Genomic DNA, 18912 nt, shown 5'->3' with positions numbered 1-18912 from the left:
AATGAGCGGACCAGACAAGGTGATCATCAGCTGCGCAGTGACCGGAGCGATCCACACGCCCACCATGACACCACACCTGCCCATCACGCCGGATGAAATCGCGCAGAGCGCTATCGCGGCGGCCGAGGCCGGGGCCGCGATCCTGCATCTTCACGCGCGCGACCCCGAAACCGGAAAACCGGACCAAACACCCGAGGCCTTTGCCGGCTTTTTGCCACGGATCAAGCAGGCGACCTCTGCGGTGGTCAATATCACAACCGGCGGGTCGCCCTATATGACCGTGGCCGAGCGTGCAAAACCTGCCGAGCAATGGCAGCCCGAGGTTGCATCGCTCAATATGGGGTCGATGAATTTCGCATTCTTTCCGCTTCTCGGAAAATACAAGGATTTCAAATTCGAATGGGAACGCGAGTATCTGGAAGGGTCTCGTGATCTGGTGTTCCGCAACTCGTTCAAGGACATCGAGTACGTGCTTGAAACCTGTTATGGGAATGGCACCCGCTTCGAGTTTGAGTGCTATGACATTTCGCACCTCTACAACCTCGCCCATTTCGCGGATCGCGGTTTGGTCAAGCCTCCGTTCTTTGTGCAGTCGGTGTTCGGTCTGCTCGGCGGCATCGGCACGCACCCCGAGGACGTCATGCATATGAAGCGCACCGCCGACCGGCTCTTCGGCAAGGATTTTCGCTGGTCGGTTCTCGGCGCGGGCGCGAGTCAGTTCCGGGTTGCCACCCAGGCGGTCGCCATGGGTGCAAACATCCGCGTGGGGCTGGAGGACAGTATCTGGATTTCGCGCGGCAAGCTGGCGCAAAGCAATGCTGAACAGGTGCTCAAGGCGAGGGCGATCATCGAAGGGCTTGGCCTTGAGGTCGCAACACCCGACGAGGCGCGCGACATGCTGGCTCTCAAAGGCGGCGATCAGGTGAAATTCTGATCATCGTCTGCATTCACATTCGGCCCGGATGGCCCGCCAAAACAGGGGCTTGATCCTTGACGCGTGCGGCCGTCTTCGGCTCGCGCAAATGCCAGGACCCCTAGGATGCGGCCAAACGGTTGACCTTGATGCCCAACAGGAACAATGCCGCCAATAGCCGGAAATCTGCACCTGATCGGTGGTTTCTCCAGCAGGATCCACGGGGCGGCTACCAATCCCAAAGCGACATTTGGCAAGGAAAAATCAGCCAGTTCTATAGAGAGACCAATTGAGATCTGCAAGCTCAAGTTGGCCCAAGTCCACGCTACACTTTGCTGATCCCGATCTTTTTCGGAACCAATTCGGTTCGATTGGCGTTGACCTTCCAGAACGACAAATTGAAACTGCAAAAGGAAAATACCATGCTTGGTTGGGCTTTAACATTTCTTGTGGTTGCGTTGATTGCTGGTGCTCTGGGGTTTGGCGGCATCGCGGGCGCATCGGCCGGGATTGCACAAATCCTGTTCGTGATCTTCCTCGTCCTGTTTCTGGTTGCGATCGTGGCGCGCGCCGTTCGCGGCAAACCGCCCGTCTGAAAACTCTCACAACAGGCGCATGAGGGGCCCCGCACACCTGTGGGGCCCTTGGTGGTTTCGCTCTCAGGGTTTGGCGGTAAGCGGTTCAATCGGAAACGTCAGGTGAACCTTGAACTGGTTTGACGCGGGTTCGGCGGAAAAGCGACCCGACAGTTGTTCGGCAAAGGCCTCCATCAGCTCCGAACCGAGTCCGGAAGAGGCCCAGGTTACTGGTTCGGGAGCCTCGGATGCGATGGAGTTGACGATCGTAACCTCGGCAATGTCGCCGTCCAGTTCTTCGAGCGACACGTGCAGCAGCATCTCCTGATGCTTCGCCGCCCCGATGTACTTCAGGGCGTTGGTCAGACCTTCGGTGACAAACAGCGACAAGGGGACGGCCTGATCCGGGTTGAGACGAATTCCCGCAAAGTCTGTTTTCAGATCAATTGGCGTATCGCGGCGCGCAGCCATCCTGACAACCTGGCGCACGATAGCGTCAAGGTGCTCGTCCATGCTGATATCGGCCTGACCCGACGTCTGATAGAGATTGCGGTGAATGGTGGCGAGGCTGTTGACCCGGTCATGCAACCCCTGCATGATCTGCTGCACCTCCTTGGAGCGTGACTGGCGCATCTGCATGCTCATGATGGATGCGATCAGTTGAAGGTTGTTCTTTACCCGGTGATGAACCTCGCGCAGCAAGATATCCTTCTGCCGCAACGCATCCTCGATCTGGGCTTCATCGTGAATGATCTTGTCCGTCATGACGGCGAATGAGCTTGCAACGTCACGCAATTCGCTCGGGGCGGTTCGGAACCCGGAGGTCGGTGATATTTTTCGCGTCGCGGCAAACCCCTGGATTGCGCCACGAAGGTTGACCACGTGCCGGGTGACAAACAGCGAAGCCGCAAACCACGCGACAGCAAGACTTGCCAGCCACATCAACACGGGAAAAAACGCAGGGTTCTTGAGATAGAAGCCTCTGGTGATTTCAGCATCCAGCGGCCATGTCGACAGGGCATACAGCTCTCCATCCACAACCGGGGCCAAGGCATAAAGGCGTTCGGTTCCATCGCGACCCACGGCCCGAAAACTTGGTGCTTTACCGGCGATGTTTTCACCCGGTTGCAGACGCGGCAAGAGCGGTTCGGCCTCCTCCAGAGGGCCAGGAGCCGTCAACAAGGTGCCCGACGCGTCCAGTGTCAGGAACGTTGCCCCGGCTTCATCGGGAATGAACTGTCGCAACCTGCGATGCGGAACCGTGACCGATGAAAAGCCGATCAAAACATCGCTGTCGGAGAATACAGGAAAAGTTGCCGAGATCACCGACGCGCCCGAGCCTGGTGCATCCTCATTGACCAGAACAACTGGCTTTGGGTCTGCGATCTGTGCGGCCAGTTTCGGGTTCATGTCGATACTGAAGGGTTCCGGCGCGCTGGAACACGGATAGTGCCCGGTCGTGTCGTAGAACCCGGTGAACGAGAACGCCGTGTCTTCCAGTTTTGAGCGCATCACCTGACTGCAAAGAGCCGGGTCCTCCAGCAAGTAGGGCACTGACTTGCTCAGAGCCTGAGCAACCGCCTTTGCACGTTCGATGATGACCACTTCTTCGCGAACCGCGCGCAGGGTCTCGCCGACCAAGGCGGTTTGCGACCGCGCAACTGCTTCGTTCACGACACTTTGCGACCGGACGATTGAAACGATCATGAGCGGCAGCAAGGCAATGGCAAAGACAAGGGCCAGACGAACACCGAGCGGGTCAGTGACTGACCGCAATCGTGACACGAGCGACTTCATACCAATATTCCTTCCGGCCCGGACAAGGCTGCCCCAGATATAGACCATCGGGTTATCATGAAAACCAGTATGATCAGGCGTCTTGCCGCAGCAACCGAAAGACATCTTCCGAAGAGTACGGGCGCATCAGAACCGGATAGGGACACTCTGCCGATTCATCTTCGGCAGCATTGCCGAGCAGGATCACCCGCGTGCCCAATCTTGCAAAGGCATCCGACAGTTCACTGGCGAGAAATGCGCCAGGGCCCATGTTCAGGAACGCATATTTCCAGTCACCTGCCTGGTCCACGACAGCGACCGCACCGGCTTCATCCTCGACAGAGCTGGCCTCCAATGTTGGAAACCCCTCCTTCATGGTTCCAACGAGGTCATGCAAGGTAAGCCCCGTTAACCCCATCAGCAAAAACCGACCCGTGGTGACATCCATTGGTATCCCCTTTTGTCCAAAACCGACGAAAGGGTGGCGTATTCGCAAGAGCCTGTCTTTAATATTTGACATAGCGGCGGAACCAATTTCTCATCAAGCGGTTTCATTCCGAGACACAACGGCCAGCGAGTACTGGTTCACAGGGGCAGGTATGACATGGACGATGTGCGGATCATTCGAAACCTGCTTGCCGTCATTGCCGTCATACTGGCCTTTTCGGCAATCTATTTCGCAAGAGACATGTTCCTTCCCATCATGATCGGGCTGATCGTTGCCCTCACCCTAAGCCCGGTCGTGCGCAGCCTTTCACGTCTCGGTATTCCCGAACCCATTGCAGCGTCGGCGCTCATCGTCTGCGCGGGGCTGGTTCTGGGCCTTGGCTCCTATCTTCTGAGCGGTCCGGTCACGGCAATACTGGAAGATGCCCCGGCGATGGGGATCGAGTTGAGACATAAGCTTCAGGGCTTCATTGCCTCTCTCGAAGACGTCAAGAACGCCAGCGAGCAGGTCGAGAATATTGCGACCGGCGGAGACAGCACGCCGGTTGTCGCCGTCCAGCAGCCAGGGCTTCTTGCGTTTGCCGCCGGCAGTATTGCCAATTTCACGATGCTCACGATCGTCGGGCTGATTCTCGCCATGTTCATCCTGTCGTCAGGCGATCTGTTCTATGTAAAACTGGTCGAAGCCTTCCCGAATTTTTCCGACAAACGGCGCGCCATCCGGACTGCGCGCGACATCGAGCGCCAGATTTCGCACTATTTCCTGACCATTACGGTCATCAACGCAGGGCTTGGCCTGAGCATTGGTGTGGCCATGTATCTTGTCGGTTTGCCAAACCCCGTCTTGTGGGGCGCGCTGGCGTTCGTGCTGAACTTTCTGCCTTTTGTCGGCGGCATGATCGGAGTGGTCCTGGCCAGTGCCTATGGGATACTCAGCTTTGATACGCTTGGCATGGGTCTCTTGCCCGCGATCATCTACGCGGTTCTGACTTCGCTTGAAGCACAGTTCGTCACCCCGACGATCCTGGGCCGACGTCTGGAAATGAACACCGTTTCCGTGTTTCTGACGGTCATCGTCTGGAGTTGGCTCTGGAACGTCCCCGGTGCCTTGATGGCAGTCCCGTTTCTCGTCCTGCTCAAGGTGATTTGCAGCAATGTACCCCGCTTGTCCGTGCTCGGAAACTTCCTTTCTCCAAGAACCTTTAGCCAAACAGAATGAGAGAAGTTGCCGCGTTGAAGCGCGGCCAAACTTCCCTTGGGGTGAGCGTGCTGGCCGACCGGTGTCGCGCGCATCCTAATCGACCACGCTTTGGGGGCCGGCCCGCATCAACGCAAGTTATTCTGACATGACACAGAGTTTTCAGCACCAGGACTGGACCACACCGCCTCATTTCAACCTGCGCCTGGCGCGCCGCCACCGGCGTTGCCATGCGTTACTGCAAAACCGGAATGATCGTCGCGCAGCACCGCAAAGACCCGATCCGTAAAGCCCAGCGCCGCATCGAGATCATTTTCGGCGACTGCGGCCTGAAAGGCGGGGACATCGTCGCGCAGCGTGTTGAGCGCGGACCAACTTGCATCATGCAACTCAGCGCGCTTGCTGTCCGCTGTCGCCTCGCCCCATTTTTCAACGGCTGCCGTCAGCGCGGGAACCGCAACACCAAATATGGCCAGCACGACAACGAGTGTTTTTGAGTCAAACCCGGTCAGGACCGACGCCAGAGCCGCCAGCGCCACCAACAGCGCGGCGACAATCAGGCCCCGCATTGCAGACCGGTCACGGCGGCGGGCACTGGTATCCAGATACTTGATCTGACCTTCCAGAAAGGAAACGAACCAGTCGCCCGCCTGTCGGAACGCGCCCGGTCCTTTTTCATGCCCGATCTCAAGCGTTCTTCGGGCCAGAAGCAACCGCCCGTCCTCGGCCCGCATCCGGGCGGTCACCCACCGCTTTCCGGGTTCGCGTCGTCCAAGGATATAGCCAGAACCAGCCGCCGCCGCGAGACCAAGCCCTTGCACGATGATGAGTCCCGTGCGGGCGGCTCCGCCTGACAGCCAGTGGACAATCCTCGGACTGTCTTCTTGTGGGCTGGCTTCGGTGCCAAACAGCACCAACCCGCCGGCGATGGCGGCGACGGCCGACGCGACGACGAAGATGCGGGTCATCAAAAGATAGAGTGACTGTGCAGCGCGCGCCTCTGCTGCGTGCCGTTCGCGTTCGTCATGCACCCGCCGATAGCGCGGGTCCTGGGATATCTCGGACGGAAGGTCGGTCATTGCGGACTCTCCTTTGGCAAAAAAAGTGCCGATCGGGGTTCCTTGCACGATTGAGCATGTTTTCGTCAATCACAACCAAAACAACCAAAATGTGGGTGCGACGAAGCCCAGTTATTGATTGTCCGCATCAGGTGATCTCCCATTCTCCGCTCGCGTCCGGTTTGCTTGACAGTGTACCGGCAGCCTTACATCATGGGCCCGTTAGGAATAGCCGTGTTTGATGTCCCGCTGAATGGCGCACTATTTTTCGTTTTTCTGGCTGCGGTTCCGCTTGCATTTGGATTGAATCTGGCCATCCGTCACTTGTATCGGCGTGCCATACGGCGTGCGATGAAAAACCAATCCTCCACCTCCGAAGCCGACTTTGAGGTGCCGCCCGAAAATAACCCTGATCTGCGACAACTCGAGTTTGTCAAAAGGATCGCGGAACCACGCGCGCGACTCCGATGGTCTTTGGGCGCGCGCTATCTGATCGCCGGATTGGCACACGGCTTTTCGGCCACCGTTGTCTACTTCTTCCTGGAAGACATCGAACATGGCTGGCATCGCACGCTGGTTGTTGGCCTGATACTGTCCTGGCCCGCGGTGCCCTTGGCTATTCACGTTTTGGGGCTGCGCCGGCTCATTGTTCTGGCTGGTGTGTTGGTCTGGACGGGTGCTTTGGCGCTGTTGGAACCTGTCAGCCTTCAGCTGATTGCCTGGCTTGTTGGCCCAGCAGCGATTGCGGCACTGGTTCTGGCCAACCGCGCGTTCCGCTCAACCGCTGTCACGCTGTACTTGATCGCAATTGCATTGATCGCGCCGCTGCTCTTTTCGCTGGATCTGGCCGTTGGTCTGGTTCCGGCGCTCATGTCAGCCGCTTTGCCCGTCAGCTTTGCACTCATGCTTGCGTTGGGTGCTGGCCTGGCACTGTTGATCGCTCGTTTTCTGGGGAAGATCAGCGCAAAGTCCAGTGATCTGATGATGCAAAGCGACGCGGTCTGGTTGATGGTGACCTTTTGGCAAATCACTCAGCTTTCAGGACCGCATGGGATCATGTCGGGATTGGCGGCGCTGCCGTTTCTGATCTATCGCGCAACGCTCTATGTGATGTCGCGGCGACCGTCAGAGGAGAGGCCTCCTCTGACGCTGTTCCTGCGGGTCTTCGGACAACGGAAATTGCAGGAGAACCTGTCGTTCGGCTTGCTGACAAACTGGCGCATGCGTGGGCCAATCGTATTGATCGGTGCGGCCGATCTGGCCACGGATACGCTGGATTCTGCAGAGCTCTCGGCCTTTCTGAGCGGATCCACAGACAGTCTTTTCATAAAGTCGCCGGACAATCTGAAGACCGTCTTGGCCGAGGCCCCCCTGGCAGCGCATGACGGCATGTATCCGATGTTGGACTACTATTGCCAGGACAATACCTGGCGGCCAACCGTCATGACCCTGATGAGTCTGGCGGATCGGGTCGTTCTGGATCTGCGTGGGTTCACTGCAGAAAACCTGGGAGTTCAGTTTGAGATCGCCCAACTCGTGCGTCGGGTCCCGGCAGAGAACATCGCGCTGCTGACCAATGAAACGACAGATATGGCCCTTGCCCAAGAGTTGTTTGAAACAGAATGGGCTCGGGCCGATGGCGACGATGCCCACGGGTCCGCGCGCATCGAGTACCGACTGGTCTGAGTGTCATTTCGGCGGAGGAAGCATCGTGTTTATGCGCCAGCCCACTGGTCCGCACGACTCGCATCGCAGGCTTGCGGAAGTCGTCCCACCGTTTCAATCCCATAGAACGTCTCGTGTGTTGCCGTAAGTGCGATCAATGGAGCAGCACCAGCAATCGCGGTGCAGCGCGCATGGCAAGGTGTTTGGCGGCCCCCGCGAAAACAATGCGCCGTCTGGATGTCACTCGCCCTTGCCACACGGTGATATGTTGGCGATATTGCCGCAAGAGGATTTACCATGCGTTATCTGATCGCAGTGCTGACCCTATATGCCACCCAGCTATCTGCACATGAAATGCAGGACAACTTCGCCAACAAGAAATGCGGTGAAACCCTCGCATTGATAGACAGTCCCGAAATGGGCGACAAATCGGTCAAGACGCTGGTAGCGAGTGCGGGCGCGATGGCGATGGCGTTTGGCTACATGCTTGGTTTTGAAGCCGCGTCAGGTCGTGAATTGCGTGGAAGTTCGGAGACGCTCTTGACCCGGCTACGCAACGATTGCGCCAGGTCACCTGACAAGACGGCCCTTGAGTTGCTTTCAGGTTATTAAAGCGTTTCGCGCTAAATCTGAATGACCTAACGCTGCCTGAAATCATAGATTTCAACGCGTTAGGTGACACCAGATGATCCAAGTTAATCGCGAAACGCTCTAGATGCGGCGTTGATATGCCCGGCTGTGCGTTGCGCCAGCCAGAAATCTGCCAGCGGAGCGTCAGATCAGTGTGACAGCCGCTTTGCCCAACCCGGACATTTCCACTTCGATCTCGCCCGTGCCCTCATGGTACCAGATCGGACTGTGTGTTCCGCACAAGACGATCTGACCGGCTTGCAGCGTCAAGCCACGCGCCGCGAGATGTGTCGCCAACCAGGCAACGGCGTCCAGCGGGGATTGCGGTGCGGCCCCCGTGACGTCGTGCTCGACTTGCCCGTCAATGGTAAGCGTCGTGCGGATCTGCGCCGTGTCCAGATCTTCGGGTGCGATGCCGGGTCCGCCGATAACGGCACCCACATTGGAAATGTTCTGCGCGATGGCGTCCGGGATATGTGTGTTCGGCATATCGGTGCGGCGCATGTCCAGCAATTCCATTGCTGGAACGAACCGCTCTATGGCGGCCACCACGTCGCCGCGCCGGAACGGCGCATCGGTTGGGTCCAGGGTGGACTGCATGATCGCTGCAATCTCGGGCTCGAACGCGAATTCCGAATAGTCCGCAGCATTCAGCGTTGCGGGGCCCGCGTGTTTCTGGTCAGCAAAGACACGGCCAGAGGCCGGCTCGTCGAGCTTGAACCGTTCCAGCAATTGCGGTGAGTTGGCAGCAATCTTCCAACCTGCAATCGCGCCACGTTGCCCCGAACCGATCAAGGCCGCGACGACTCCGTCCTGGATTGCATAGGCCTGCGCCACAGTACGCTGTGGTTGCGTGGCATAGGCCTCAAACGGCGCAGCGGTCACGACATCCTGCACGATCTGTTCAATCGTCCCCGATTGGTCAGTCATGTCATCATCCTCTCGAATTCGGCCATCCACCCCAACCCGTCGCTCGTGGTGCGCCGTGGATTGTATTCGGCAGACACCTCACCATCATAGCCGATGTCCCGCAGCGCGGCGAAAGCGGCCGCAAAGTCGATTGTGCCGGTGCCCGGCTCGTTTCGTCCCGGCGTGTCGGCGAATTGCACATGGCCGATGCGCGACCCGGCGCGCCGGATAGCGGCAGGCAGGTCGGGTTCCGTGATCGCCATGTGATAGAGATCAAACTGCAGTGCCAGATTAGGGTGGTCGATGCTGTCCAGCAATTCCAGCCCTTCGGAAAGTCCCGACAGGAAAAACCCCGGCACATCGCCCCGGTTGACCGGCTCGACCATCACGCGCACGCCGATGGCCGCCATCACATCGGCCGTGTGCTTGAGGTTGCGGTGCAAGGTGGCCAGACAGGCATCATGCGTCGCGGCTGCGGGCGGTCGGCCCGCCAGGACATTGACCTTGCAAACACCCAGCATCCGGGCTTGCTCGGCACAGACGGCAACCGCGACACGATAGGCGTCTGCCTGCCCCGGCAGCGCCGCAAGACCGACCGCGTCCCCGGGTCCTCGCGGGACATTGATCAGTGTGACAGGCACCCCGGTGGCATCCGATGCGGCCCGAATGGATGCAATGTCCGAAACTTCCGGAAACTGGATTTCAACTCCCTCAAAGCCCGCCAATCGCGCGGCCTCCAGCCGGGCCGCAAGGGCTGCTTCGGTGAACATCATCGAGATGTTGGCGATCAGTTGCATGAGCAGTTCCAAAATTCCTCGTTGACAGAAAACGACAAACGGTGGTTTTGTTCAAGTTTAAACGTTCTTTGATGAAACTTTCTCCAAAGGTGACTATCCATGGCTCCGACCCGCAAAAGACCACTTCGGTCGCGCATCACCACCGACGGGATCGACCGCACACCGCACCGCGCCTTCATGCGCGCCATGGGGCTGGACGATGCGGCGATTGCCCGGCCGATGGTCGGCGTGGTCAGTCAGAAAGGCGAAGTGACGCCCTGCAACATGACGCATTACACACAGGTCGATTATGCCAAGGAAGGCGTCGCCATGGCCGGCGGCACGCCGCGTGAATTCACCACCATCTCGGTCTCTGACGGGGTCGGCATGAATCACGAGGGCATGAAGTTCTCTCTCGTCAGCCGAGAACTGATCGCAGACAGTATAGAGGCGGTGATCCACGGGCACGCCTATGACGGCATTGTCGGCTATGGCGGCTGTGACAAGACGTTGCCCGGGGTCATCATGGGCATGGTGCGGTGCAACGTGCCATCGGTGTTCGTCTATGGCGGATCGGCGTTGCCGGGGCGGTTCCAGGGCAAGGACGTCAGCGTTCTGGACGCGTATGAGGCCGTTGGCGCGGTGCAGGCGGGAACCATGACCGAGGACGAGCTGACCCAGCTTGAAGAGGCGTGCAAGCCCACCATCGGTGCCTGCGCCGGACAGTTTACCGCGAATACCATGGCCATGGTCAGCGAAGCCCTGGGGCTGACGGTGCCCAATTCCGCGATGATCCCCGGCGTCTATTCCGAACGCAAAGGCGTTGGCCACCGGGCCGGAGCCTTGGTGATGGAAATGATCGAACGCGGCGGCCCGCTCCCGCGCGAGATCGTGACCCGCAAAGCGCTAGAGAACGCCTGCGCCATCGTCGCGGCGACGGGCGGCTCCACCAATACCGCGCTTCACATTCCCGCCATCGCAAACGAAGCAGGCATCAAGTTCACCGCCGATGATGTGGCCGAGGTCCTGCAACGCACACCTTTCATCGGCAACCTGCGCCCGGCTGGCAAATACCACGCCAAGGACGTCTACGAGATCGGCGGCGCACATGTGGTCATCAAGGAACTCATCGCCCACGGGTTCATGCATGGTGACACCTTGACCGTCACAGGCCGCACACTGGCCGAAGATGTGGCCGACGCGCCCGCTCCGGATGGCGAGGTCATTCGCCCGGTGTCCGACGCCATCATGGCGTCTGGCGGTGTCGTCGTGCTCAAGGGCAACCTGTGCCCCGATGGCGCACTGCTCAAGGTGGCAGGATTGAAATCGCTGACCTTCACCGGTACGGCGCGGGTCTTTGAAAGCGAGGATGACGCCGTCCAAGCCGTGCACAGCCGTGACTACGAGGCCGGGCAGGTTCTGATCGTGCGCAACGAAGGCCCTGTCGGTGGCCCCGGCATGCGCGAAATGCTGGGCCTGACCGCTTTGATTTACGGACAAGGCATGGGCGAAAAGGTTGCGCTGTTGACGGATGGGCGCTTTTCGGGAGCGACGCGCGGCATGTGCATCGGCCACGCCGCCCCCGAGGCGGCGACGGGCGGGCCGATGGGGCTGGTCCGGGATGGCGACACCATTACCATCGATGGCAAGGCCGCGACGATCACTCTGGATGTGAGCGACGCGGAATTGGACAGCCGCCGCGCCAATTGGACGGCTCCGGAAACACGACACAAGGCCGGGTTGTTGTCAAAATACGCGGCCACCGTCGGGCAGGCACATGAGGGGGCTGTCACACACCCGGGCAATGCCCAGTGGCCGACACCCCGCGGAAAAGGAATGGACACATGACACAACAACCAACGCTGGGCTACATCGGCACCGGCCTGATGGGCCTGCCAATGTCGGCCCGCCTGTTGGCGGCCGGATTCGACCTGACAGTATGGAATCGCACGGCCACCAAGGCGAAGCCGCTGGTCGACGTGGGCGCTGCGATGGGTGAAAATCCGGCGGACGTGGCCAGCAAATCAGATGTCGTGTTTCTCTGCCTGACCGATACCAAGGCTGTCCAAGAGGCCGTGTTCGGCGACAACGGGGTGGCCAGCGGCGCGCGCAAGGGATCTGTCCTGGTTGATTTCTCTTCCATTCAGCCAGATGCAACCCGTGACATGGCTGAGCGGCTGAAGGCCGAGACCGGAATGGATTGGATCGATGCGCCGGTTTCCGGCGGCGTACCGGGGGCAGAGGCAGGCACACTTGCCATCATGGCGGGCGGCGATCAGGCGGCGTTTGACCGGGTCGAAGATGTCGTGCTCAAGATGGCGGCTCGGTTTACGCTTATGGGTCCGTCCGGGGCGGGACAGACGACGAAATTGTGCAATCAGGTGATTGTCGGCTGCACCATGGCCGTTCTGGCCGAGGCCGCGCGGCTTGCGACCAACGCCGGCGTCGATGCCACGCGCCTGCCCGAAGCTCTGGCCGGTGGGTTTGCCGACAGCAAGCCGTTGCAGATTTTCCTGCCGCGAATGGTCAATGCACAGCACGAGCCGCCCCTGGGGCATGTGTATACGATGCTGAAAGATCTGGACTCGGTCTGCGATCTGGCGCGATCCTGTACGTCACCAGTACCTTTCACCGCGATGGCCGCCGAACAATTCCGCCTGCTGAGCGGGCGCGGCGGAAACGAGGCCGACGCACTGGAGATCTACAAGCTGAGCGCAGCGAGCAAGCTCTGACAACAAGACAATCACGCGGTAACATCCGCTTTGCACCAAGGGAGAACGAAATGAAGATATTCACAACCTGGGCAGTGGCCGCGGCACTCAGTGCCGTCACCCTGCCCGCCCTGGCACAGGACACCAAGACCATTCGCGTTGGGTCGTGGTTGCCGCCTCACCATCTGATCGTGTCAGGCATTCTGCAACCCTGGGCCACCGCCATCGAAGAAGAGACCGGCGGGTCGCTCAAATTCGAGATCATGACATCCTCGCTCGGTCCCCCACCCGCACAATTCGACCTGCTTTTGGATCAAGCCTTTGACGTGGGCTATGGCGTTTCGGGCCACAACGCCGGCCGGTTCACCATGACACAGGTCATGGACCTGCCCTTCATGTCGCCCGATCCCTGGGCCGGATCCGCCGCGTCCTGGTTGACGTATGAGAAGTTCGGTGCGGAATACGGCGAACACGAGGGTGCGCATGTCGTCGGTCTGTTCACCCATTCCAACCCGAACATCAACATGGCCAAGGGTCGTGTCGAGAAACTGGACGATCTCAAGGACAAGACCATCCGTGTCGGCGGCAACGTCACCGGGCGCATGATGTCGGAACTGGGTGCCTCGCCCGTGCAACTGCCCCCGACCGAAGCACAGACCGCCATGTCGCGCGGCGTGGCGGACGGTATCACGTTCCCGTCGGAGTCCATCGACTTCTTTGGCATCACGCCGGTCATCTCATCGATCACGCGCATTCCCGGCGGGCTCTATACCGACACGTTCTGGGTGGCCTTCAACCAGGAAAGTTGGAGTGGCCTTTCGGACGCCGAGCGTGCCGCAGTCGAAAAACACTCGGGCATGGCCATCGCATTGCTGGCCGGCTTCGCCTGGACCAACGGTGACATCGTCGGCGAGCAGAAGCTGAACGAAAAAGGCGTCGAATTCATCGTCCTCTCGGAAGAGGATATCGCCGCTGCGCGCGAAAAGCTGAAACCGCTGGAGGCGGAGTGGATCGCGCAGGCAGACGACAAGGGCTTTGACGGCCAGCAGATCCTGACCTACGCGCGGGATATGGTCGAAAACTATCGGGCTGACAAACAGGTGAACGTGGTCAAGTGATCCGTCCCGGCGGCATCTGGCAAACCGGTGCCGCCACTCTTCTCTCTGACGCATACCCCCAGGCAGCGAGGACGCGGTGACAGTGGCAATTTCCCTTTTCGACCGGCTGTGCCTGGTCTTTGCATGGCTGTCGGGTCTCCTGGCTTTTTTTGTCATGTCGGTGACCTTTATCGGCGTCGTCATGCGGTACGGGCTGCGGCAACCGTTGATGGGCGGATTCGAGATGATCGAGATCGGCATGGGGCTGATCGTGTTCACCGCTGTGCCGCTGATGATACGCCGGCGCGGCAACATCTCGGTCACCATCCTGGCGGAACGGTTCCCGCCCATGCTGTCGCGGGTGACCAGTCTGGTTTCCGATCTGCTGGGCGCCGCGCTGATGGGGTTCATCGCCTGGCGTGTCTGGCTGCAGGGCGAACGCCTGTTGACCTACAACGAGGTAACGATGGAATTGCGGGTTCCCAAAGGGCTGATCGCACAGGGCATGGCCGTCTTGCTGGCTGTCGCCGCCCTGGCGTTTCTGGTTTGCGCAATCGAGGCGCTGCGCCGCAATCCCTCGCCCCTGCCCGACAAGCCGGACAGCATCTGATGGGGGTCTGGGAAATCGCCGCAATCTCCTTTGGTGGCGTGTTCGTGCTGATGATGGGCGGCATGCCGATAGCGCTTGCAATGCTGTTGGTCGGGCTGTCGGGCATCTGGATCAACATATCGGAACGCACGGCCATGGGCATGATCGGGCAATTGCCCATCAACGCCACGATGTCCTACGAACTGTCGGTGTTGCCGATGTTCATCCTGATGGGCGTGTTTGTGACCCGTGCGCGGATGTCCGAAGATCTGTACCGTCTGTGCCACGGCTTCGTCGGGCATCTGCGCGGCGGGCTCGCGGCGGCGACGATCCTGGCGTGCGGCGGATTCTCGGCCCTCAGTGGCTCTTCGCTGGCAACGGCGGCCACGATGGCCAAGGTCGCGGTGCCCGAGATGCGCAGATATGGCTATTCCGACGGGTTCGCGGCCTCTGCCGTGGCCGCGGGCGGCACCCTGGGCATTCTCATCCCGCCGTCGGTGATCCTGGTTCTCTACGGCATCGCCACCGGAACAGACATCGGTTCCCTGTTCATCGCCGGGATTCTTCCGGGTGTGCTGGCCATCGTTCTTTATCTCGCCGCGATCCGGATTACGGCACAGCTCGATCCAACCTGTGCACCCGCCGCACCGCGCATCGGGTGGCCCGAACGGCTCCGCCACCTGCGCAGCGTCGGGCCGATCCTGCTGCTGTTTCTTGGCATCATTGGTGGGCTGTACAAGGGTGTTTTTACCCCGACCGAAGCGGGAGGGGTCGGCGCCACCGGCGCGCTGGCCTTTGCGTTGTGGCGGCGATCGTTGTCTCCCGGCGGGCTGATCGCGTCCCTGGTAGAGACCGTGCTGACCACTGCCAGCCTGTTTCTGGTGCTGATCGGGGCGCTGGTATTCGCAAATTTCATGAACCTGATCGGCCTGCCCGGCGCGCTCGCGGACCTTATCAATTCTCTGGGCCTGGGCCCGACGGCGGTGATCCTGACGATCGTCGCGATTTACCTCCTATTGGGCATGTTCATGGAGAGCCTGTCCATGATCCTGCTGACCATCCCGATTTTTTTCCCCATTGTGACGCAATTGGGGTTTGATCCGGTCTGGTTCGGAATCTTTGCCGTGATGGTCACCGAACTGTCGCTGATCACCCCGCCGGTGGGGCTGAACCTGTTCGTCATCAAATCGGTGATCGATGATCTGTCGGTTGGCGACATGTATCGCGGTGTTCTTCCCTTCGTGCTGGCCGATGTCGTGCGTATTCTCATCATCATCGCATTTCCATGGCTGGTCATGGTACTGCCCGAGATGGCGCGATAGCAATGGCCGGTCCAGAGAACCAGGATCCGCCAGAAGATGATGTCCTGTCCTATTCATCGGCGCAGGCACCGGACAGTTCCACGTTGGATCACGGTATCTTGCACGAGTTTATCGGCATGTACCTGCGCCGCGCCCACGAGGTCGCCTATGAAGATTTCCGAATACGGCTGGGGCCCGACGCGCTGCAACCGGGGTACTTCACGATCCTCACCCTGATCGTTCGCAATCCGCGCATCAGCCAGACCCAGATCGGCGCGGCATCGGCACGCGACAAGTCCAGCATCACCAAGGCCCTGAGATGGATGGAAGAACAAGGCCTGATCCTGCGCCTGCGTTCGGCTCGCGACCGGCGCATTCATCTAAGTGTTGCGACCGAAAAAGGCATCGCGCTACAGGCCCGTATGGAGGCAAAAGCCGTTGCGCATCTCAACGCGCTGGACGATGCAATCGGCGCGGAAAGATATGCAACATTCCTCGCGACGTTGAAGGACCTGATTGGCAACCTGGAGTAGATGCACCGGTAGAGACAGAGCCTCTGCGGGATTGATCTGATCACTGCAAGCGACGGTCGCAATACGCCACATGAAAGCTCCGCGCATATGTCGAATGCCCAACCCGCGCCAAATGGCGTATCAATCCAAAAGGCATCAATTCCGGTTGGATAAGAGTTCAGTGGCAGGTCACAGCGTTCGCCGGGATGGTCATGGCGGGGCGCAGAGCACACCACCACCCGGCTTGCGGGACGTCCCCATCTTGGCCGCTCGCGGCCCGATGCGGTCATCGCACTCAGTGACTGATATGGGGCGAAGCGGAGCTTCGGTGACATGATACCGATGCCCGCATTTCTTGTCGCAGCGCTTCATTCCATTTGACGATACTCCTGAAAACAACTAGCCGTCGCATCACCAGGGGCGCTGCAAAGCTGAGACGTACCCTTTGAACCTGAACCAGATAATGCTGGCGGAGGGAGGTCGTATGTTCTTGTGCTACATGCCCCATCTCCCCTTTTGCCTGCGAAAGAGGAGAGAACATGGTCCCCCAGGACTTGCTGACAGAGGTGCGTGACGAAAACCCACTGGTGCATTGCATCACGAACTATGTGGCAATGAACATCGCCGCGAACGTTGTTCTGGCCGCAGGTGCATCGCCTGCGATGGTACATGCACCCGAAGAGATCGCCGATTTCACGCCGATCTGCGGTGCGCTGACGATCAATATCGGCACCCTCTCGGCTCCCTGGCAGGCCAGTATGGTGGCGGCGGCAACGACTGCGCATGCGCGGAGTATTCCATGGGTTTTGGATCCTGTCGCGCATTTCATCTCGGGCTACCGCAAGCGCACTGCCCAGGATTTGTTGTCCTTGCGGCCAACGATTGTGCGCGGAAATGCCTCGGAAATACTTGCCTTGACGGGAGAAGCGGGTGCTGGGAAAGGTGCAGATACCGGCGACAGCGTGGATGCCGCCCAAGGTGCAGCAAAGGCGTTGGCGGCACAGTTTGGCACCGTCATCGCGATCACGGGGCCCGTCGATTATGTCACGGACGGTGTGCATGAGGCCCGTGTCGTGGGTGGATCACCAATGATGCCGAAGGTCACTGCCTTGGGGTGTGCGCAAACGGCACTGATGGGGGCTTATGCCGCGACCGGCCCCGCGTTCGATGCAGCCCTGGCCACGCTTGCGCATTTCAAGGTGGCAGGCTCTGCGGCTGCAAAGCTGGCCAAGGGCCCGGGCAGTTTTAAGATGCATTTCCTGGATGCCCTTGCCGCCACCCAAGCTGCTGATCTTGAACAGGTTATCGCGTGATGGCGGCGCTGAAGGACCGGCTCTGCCTTTACCTGGTGACGGACACCCAACTCTGCGCAAAACCGGGCGTTGTTGAAACTGTCCGACGGGCAGTGGCGGGCGGCGTCACCATGGTTCAGTTGCGCGACAAGACCGCGACAACCGCGCAGCGCACAGAGTTGGCAATTGCCTTGAAACAGGTGTTGGATGGCAGCGATGTCCCGCTGGTGATCAATGATGACGTCACCGCCGCTGTCGCCGCAGACGTCGACGGCGCACACATCGGCCAAGGGGACCTATCGCCCGAACAAGCGCGCGCATTGCTTGGGCCCGGCAAGATCCTCGGGCTGTCGTGTGAAACACCGCAGACTGTGCAAGCCGCCGATCCCCTGATTGTGGACTACCTTGGTCTTGGGCCGGTCTTTGAAACTCCGACGAAGACAGACCATGCGCAGCCTATTGGCTTTGACGGGCTGGCCCGGTTGGTGGCGTTGTCATCTTTGCCCAGCGTGGCCATCGGTGGCTTGTATTCCACCCATGTCAGTGGTGTCCGCCTCAGCGGCGCGGATGGCATGGCTGTTGTGTCCGCGATCTGCGGGCAACCTGATCCATACGCTGCCGCGCGAGCATTCGACGCTGCCAGAACGGAGCGAGCAACATGATCCCCAATGTCCTCAGCATCGCAGGTTCCGACCCATCGGGCGGCGCGGGCATTCAGGCTGACATCAAGACGATTTCCGCAAACGGGGCCTTCGCCATGGCCGCCATCACCGCATTGACGGCGCAAAATACCCAAGGCGTTACGGGCATCCATTTCGTGCCGCCTGATTTCGTGCAGAGCCAAATAGGGACCGTGTTTGCAGACATCCGTGTCGATGCCGTCAAGATTGGGATGATCGCAAACGCAGATATCGCCGCCGCTGTGGCGAGGTCACTGCAACGGCAGCCAGGTGTCCCTATCGTGCTTGATCCAGTGATGATCGCCAAAGGCGGCGCAGCACTTTTGCACCCCGACGCGGTGATCACACTGCGCGACACTTTGTTGCCCATGGCCACGCTGCTGACGCCCAACCTGCCGGAGGCCGCACATTTGCTGGGCACGTCCGCCGCTACGACGCGGGAAGAGATGTTTGACCAAGGTGCCGCGCTTTGTGCGCTCGGGCCCCAAGCGGTCTTGATGAAAGGTGGTCATCTTGCTGGCCCCGAAAGCCCTGACTGCCTTGTAACAGATCGAGATGTGATGTGGTTCGAAGCTGCGCGCACCCAAACCTCAAACACCCATGGCACCGGCTGCACTCTATCGTCTGCGCTGGCGGCACAATTGGCGAGGGGGAAGACACCTGCCGCCGCCACAGCCGTTGCCAAATCTTATGTTGCCAACGCCATCGCAAATGCGGGTGCATTGTCGGTCGGAACAGGCCAAGGCCCCACTCACCACTTCGCCGCCCTCTATTCGAACTGAA

The 18912-nt window shown here is 59.8% G+C and carries 19 protein-coding genes and 1 riboswitch; of the genes, 14 read left to right on the top strand and 5 right to left on the bottom strand.

Going from position 1 to position 18912, the window contains the following annotated elements; genetic code table 11:
• The first annotated feature begins 1 nt into the window (after position 1).
• Together QO231_RS11775 and QO231_RS11770 are read left to right on the top strand one after the other, a co-directional pair.
• Positions 2–934, top strand: a complete 933-nt coding sequence (locus tag QO231_RS11775; protein WP_316776318.1) for a BKACE family enzyme — start codon at positions 2–4, stop codon at positions 932–934.
• A 401-nt stretch (positions 935–1335) separates the two neighbouring features.
• A complete protein-coding gene (locus QO231_RS11770) occupies positions 1336–1509 on the top strand; it encodes a DUF1328 domain-containing protein (RefSeq protein ID WP_316776317.1) in 174 nt (57 codons plus the stop codon).
• 63 nt (positions 1510–1572) lie between these two features.
• On the opposite strand, the gene QO231_RS11765 is transcribed toward QO231_RS11770, so the two are convergent.
• Together QO231_RS11765 and QO231_RS11760 are read right to left on the bottom strand one after the other, a co-directional pair.
• A complete protein-coding gene (locus QO231_RS11765) occupies positions 1573–3285 on the bottom strand; it encodes a histidine kinase dimerization/phosphoacceptor domain -containing protein (protein WP_316776315.1) in 1713 nt (570 codons plus the stop codon).
• A gap of 73 nt (positions 3286–3358) precedes the next feature.
• Positions 3359–3712: a hypothetical protein gene (locus QO231_RS11760; protein ID WP_316776313.1), complete on the bottom strand. Its 354-nt coding sequence runs from the start codon at positions 3710–3712 to the stop codon at positions 3359–3361.
• Positions 3713–3868: 156 nt separating this feature from the next.
• Here QO231_RS11760 and QO231_RS11755 point away from each other — a divergent pair, with 156 nt between their 5' ends.
• A complete protein-coding gene (locus QO231_RS11755) occupies positions 3869–4930 on the top strand; it encodes an AI-2E family transporter (RefSeq protein ID WP_316776312.1) in 1062 nt (353 codons plus the stop codon).
• A gap of 173 nt (positions 4931–5103) precedes the next feature.
• On the opposite strand, the gene QO231_RS11750 is transcribed toward QO231_RS11755, so the two are convergent.
• Positions 5104–5988, bottom strand: coding sequence for a hypothetical protein (locus QO231_RS11750; RefSeq protein WP_316776311.1), 885 nt, complete (start codon positions 5986–5988; stop codon positions 5104–5106).
• Positions 5989–6318: 330 nt separating this feature from the next.
• On the opposite strand from QO231_RS11750, the gene QO231_RS11745 reads away from it, so the two are divergent.
• Both QO231_RS11745 and QO231_RS11740 read left to right on the top strand, forming a co-directional pair.
• Entirely contained in the window at positions 6319–7653 is a 1335-nt protein-coding gene (locus QO231_RS11745) for a hypothetical protein (protein ID WP_316776310.1), read from the top strand.
• Positions 7654–7929: 276 nt separating this feature from the next.
• Entirely contained in the window at positions 7930–8244 is a 315-nt protein-coding gene (locus QO231_RS11740) for a hypothetical protein (RefSeq protein ID WP_316776308.1), read from the top strand.
• A 162-nt stretch (positions 8245–8406) separates the two neighbouring features.
• On the opposite strand, the gene QO231_RS11735 is transcribed toward QO231_RS11740, so the two are convergent.
• Together QO231_RS11735 and QO231_RS11730 are read right to left on the bottom strand one after the other, a co-directional pair.
• Positions 8407–9192 (bottom strand): 2-keto-4-pentenoate hydratase, encoded by a 786-nt coding sequence (locus tag QO231_RS11735; protein WP_316776306.1) that lies wholly within the window; start codon positions 9190–9192, stop codon positions 8407–8409.
• The gene (locus tag QO231_RS11730) at positions 9189–9968 is read right to left on the bottom strand and encodes a hydroxypyruvate isomerase family protein (protein WP_316776305.1); all 780 of its coding nucleotides are present in this window, start codon (positions 9966–9968) and stop codon (positions 9189–9191) included. The genes QO231_RS11735 and QO231_RS11730 overlap by 4 nt, the downstream gene beginning before the upstream one ends.
• 99 nt (positions 9969–10067) lie before the next feature.
• Here QO231_RS11730 and ilvD point away from each other — a divergent pair, with 99 nt between their 5' ends.
• From ilvD to thiD, 9 genes are all read left to right on the top strand, one after another.
• Positions 10068–11795: a dihydroxy-acid dehydratase gene (gene ilvD, locus QO231_RS11725; RefSeq protein WP_316776303.1), complete on the top strand. Its 1728-nt coding sequence runs from the start codon at positions 10068–10070 to the stop codon at positions 11793–11795.
• A complete protein-coding gene (locus tag QO231_RS11720) occupies positions 11792–12679 on the top strand; it encodes an NAD(P)-dependent oxidoreductase (RefSeq protein WP_316776301.1) in 888 nt (295 codons plus the stop codon). Before ilvD ends, QO231_RS11720 begins: the two co-directional genes overlap by 4 nt.
• Before the next feature lie 50 nt (positions 12680–12729).
• Positions 12730–13776 carry a TRAP transporter substrate-binding protein gene (locus QO231_RS11715; RefSeq protein WP_316776299.1) on the top strand — a complete coding sequence of 349 codons (1047 nt, stop codon included), beginning with the start codon at positions 12730–12732 and terminating at the stop codon, positions 13774–13776.
• 82 nt (positions 13777–13858) lie between these two features.
• Positions 13859–14365 carry a TRAP transporter small permease gene (locus tag QO231_RS11710; protein ID WP_316776296.1) on the top strand — a complete coding sequence of 169 codons (507 nt, stop codon included), beginning with the start codon at positions 13859–13861 and terminating at the stop codon, positions 14363–14365.
• Positions 14365–15666 (top strand): TRAP transporter large permease, encoded by a 1302-nt coding sequence (locus tag QO231_RS11705; protein WP_316776294.1) that lies wholly within the window; start codon positions 14365–14367, stop codon positions 15664–15666. The genes QO231_RS11710 and QO231_RS11705 overlap by 1 nt, the downstream gene beginning before the upstream one ends.
• A 2-nt stretch (positions 15667–15668) precedes the next feature.
• Positions 15669–16178: a MarR family winged helix-turn-helix transcriptional regulator gene (locus QO231_RS11700; protein WP_316776292.1), complete on the top strand. Its 510-nt coding sequence runs from the start codon at positions 15669–15671 to the stop codon at positions 16176–16178.
• A 385-nt stretch (positions 16179–16563) separates the two neighbouring features.
• Positions 16564–16652, top strand: a riboswitch (TPP riboswitch).
• Between the two features lie 44 nt (positions 16653–16696).
• Positions 16697–17470: a hydroxyethylthiazole kinase gene (gene thiM, locus QO231_RS11695; protein WP_316776290.1), complete on the top strand. Its 774-nt coding sequence runs from the start codon at positions 16697–16699 to the stop codon at positions 17468–17470.
• Positions 17470–18111, top strand: coding sequence for a thiamine phosphate synthase (gene thiE, locus QO231_RS11690; RefSeq protein ID WP_316776288.1), 642 nt, complete (start codon positions 17470–17472; stop codon positions 18109–18111). The genes thiM and thiE overlap by 1 nt, the downstream gene beginning before the upstream one ends.
• A complete protein-coding gene (gene thiD / locus QO231_RS11685) occupies positions 18108–18911 on the top strand; it encodes a bifunctional hydroxymethylpyrimidine kinase/phosphomethylpyrimidine kinase (RefSeq protein ID WP_316776287.1) in 804 nt (267 codons plus the stop codon). Before thiE ends, thiD begins: the two co-directional genes overlap by 4 nt.
• Position 18912: the final 1 nt, after the last annotated feature.

This window comes from Sedimentitalea todarodis (genome assembly GCF_032595355.1).
In the GTDB taxonomy this organism is placed as follows: domain Bacteria; phylum Pseudomonadota; class Alphaproteobacteria; order Rhodobacterales; family Rhodobacteraceae; genus Sedimentitalea; species Sedimentitalea todarodis.
The sequence above is the reverse complement of the archived record's forward strand: the minus strand, read 5'-3'. Positions and strand labels throughout refer to the sequence as shown.

What these genes read in the sequence shown, in the direction of transcription:
- QO231_RS11775 (WP_316776318.1), top strand. Translation starts at nt 2, where the DNA reads ATGAGCGGACCAGACAAGGTGATCATCAGCTGCGCAGTGACCGGAGCG.
- QO231_RS11770 (WP_316776317.1), top strand. Translation starts at nt 1,336, where the DNA reads ATGCTTGGTTGGGCTTTAACATTTCTTGTGGTTGCGTTGATTGCTGGT.
- QO231_RS11765 (WP_316776315.1), bottom strand. Translation starts at nt 3,285, where the DNA reads ATGAAGTCGCTCGTGTCACGATTGCGGTCAGTCACTGACCCGCTCGGT.
- QO231_RS11760 (WP_316776313.1), bottom strand. Translation starts at nt 3,712, where the DNA reads ATGGATGTCACCACGGGTCGGTTTTTGCTGATGGGGTTAACGGGGCTT.
- QO231_RS11755 (WP_316776312.1), top strand. Translation starts at nt 3,869, where the DNA reads ATGGACGATGTGCGGATCATTCGAAACCTGCTTGCCGTCATTGCCGTC.
- QO231_RS11750 (WP_316776311.1), bottom strand. Translation starts at nt 5,988, where the DNA reads ATGACCGACCTTCCGTCCGAGATATCCCAGGACCCGCGCTATCGGCGG.
- QO231_RS11745 (WP_316776310.1), top strand. Translation starts at nt 6,319, where the DNA reads ATGAAAAACCAATCCTCCACCTCCGAAGCCGACTTTGAGGTGCCGCCC.
- QO231_RS11740 (WP_316776308.1), top strand. Translation starts at nt 7,930, where the DNA reads ATGCGTTATCTGATCGCAGTGCTGACCCTATATGCCACCCAGCTATCT.
- QO231_RS11735 (WP_316776306.1), bottom strand. Translation starts at nt 9,192, where the DNA reads ATGACTGACCAATCGGGGACGATTGAACAGATCGTGCAGGATGTCGTG.
- QO231_RS11730 (WP_316776305.1), bottom strand. Translation starts at nt 9,968, where the DNA reads ATGCAACTGATCGCCAACATCTCGATGATGTTCACCGAAGCAGCCCTT.
- ilvD (WP_316776303.1), top strand. Translation starts at nt 10,068, where the DNA reads ATGGCTCCGACCCGCAAAAGACCACTTCGGTCGCGCATCACCACCGAC.
- QO231_RS11720 (WP_316776301.1), top strand. Translation starts at nt 11,792, where the DNA reads ATGACACAACAACCAACGCTGGGCTACATCGGCACCGGCCTGATGGGC.
- QO231_RS11715 (WP_316776299.1), top strand. Translation starts at nt 12,730, where the DNA reads ATGAAGATATTCACAACCTGGGCAGTGGCCGCGGCACTCAGTGCCGTC.
- QO231_RS11705 (WP_316776294.1), top strand. Translation starts at nt 14,365, where the DNA reads ATGGGGGTCTGGGAAATCGCCGCAATCTCCTTTGGTGGCGTGTTCGTG.
- QO231_RS11700 (WP_316776292.1), top strand. Translation starts at nt 15,669, where the DNA reads ATGGCCGGTCCAGAGAACCAGGATCCGCCAGAAGATGATGTCCTGTCC.
- thiM (WP_316776290.1), top strand. Translation starts at nt 16,697, where the DNA reads ATGGTCCCCCAGGACTTGCTGACAGAGGTGCGTGACGAAAACCCACTG.
- thiE (WP_316776288.1), top strand. Translation starts at nt 17,470, where the DNA reads ATGGCGGCGCTGAAGGACCGGCTCTGCCTTTACCTGGTGACGGACACC.
- thiD (WP_316776287.1), top strand. Translation starts at nt 18,108, where the DNA reads ATGATCCCCAATGTCCTCAGCATCGCAGGTTCCGACCCATCGGGCGGC.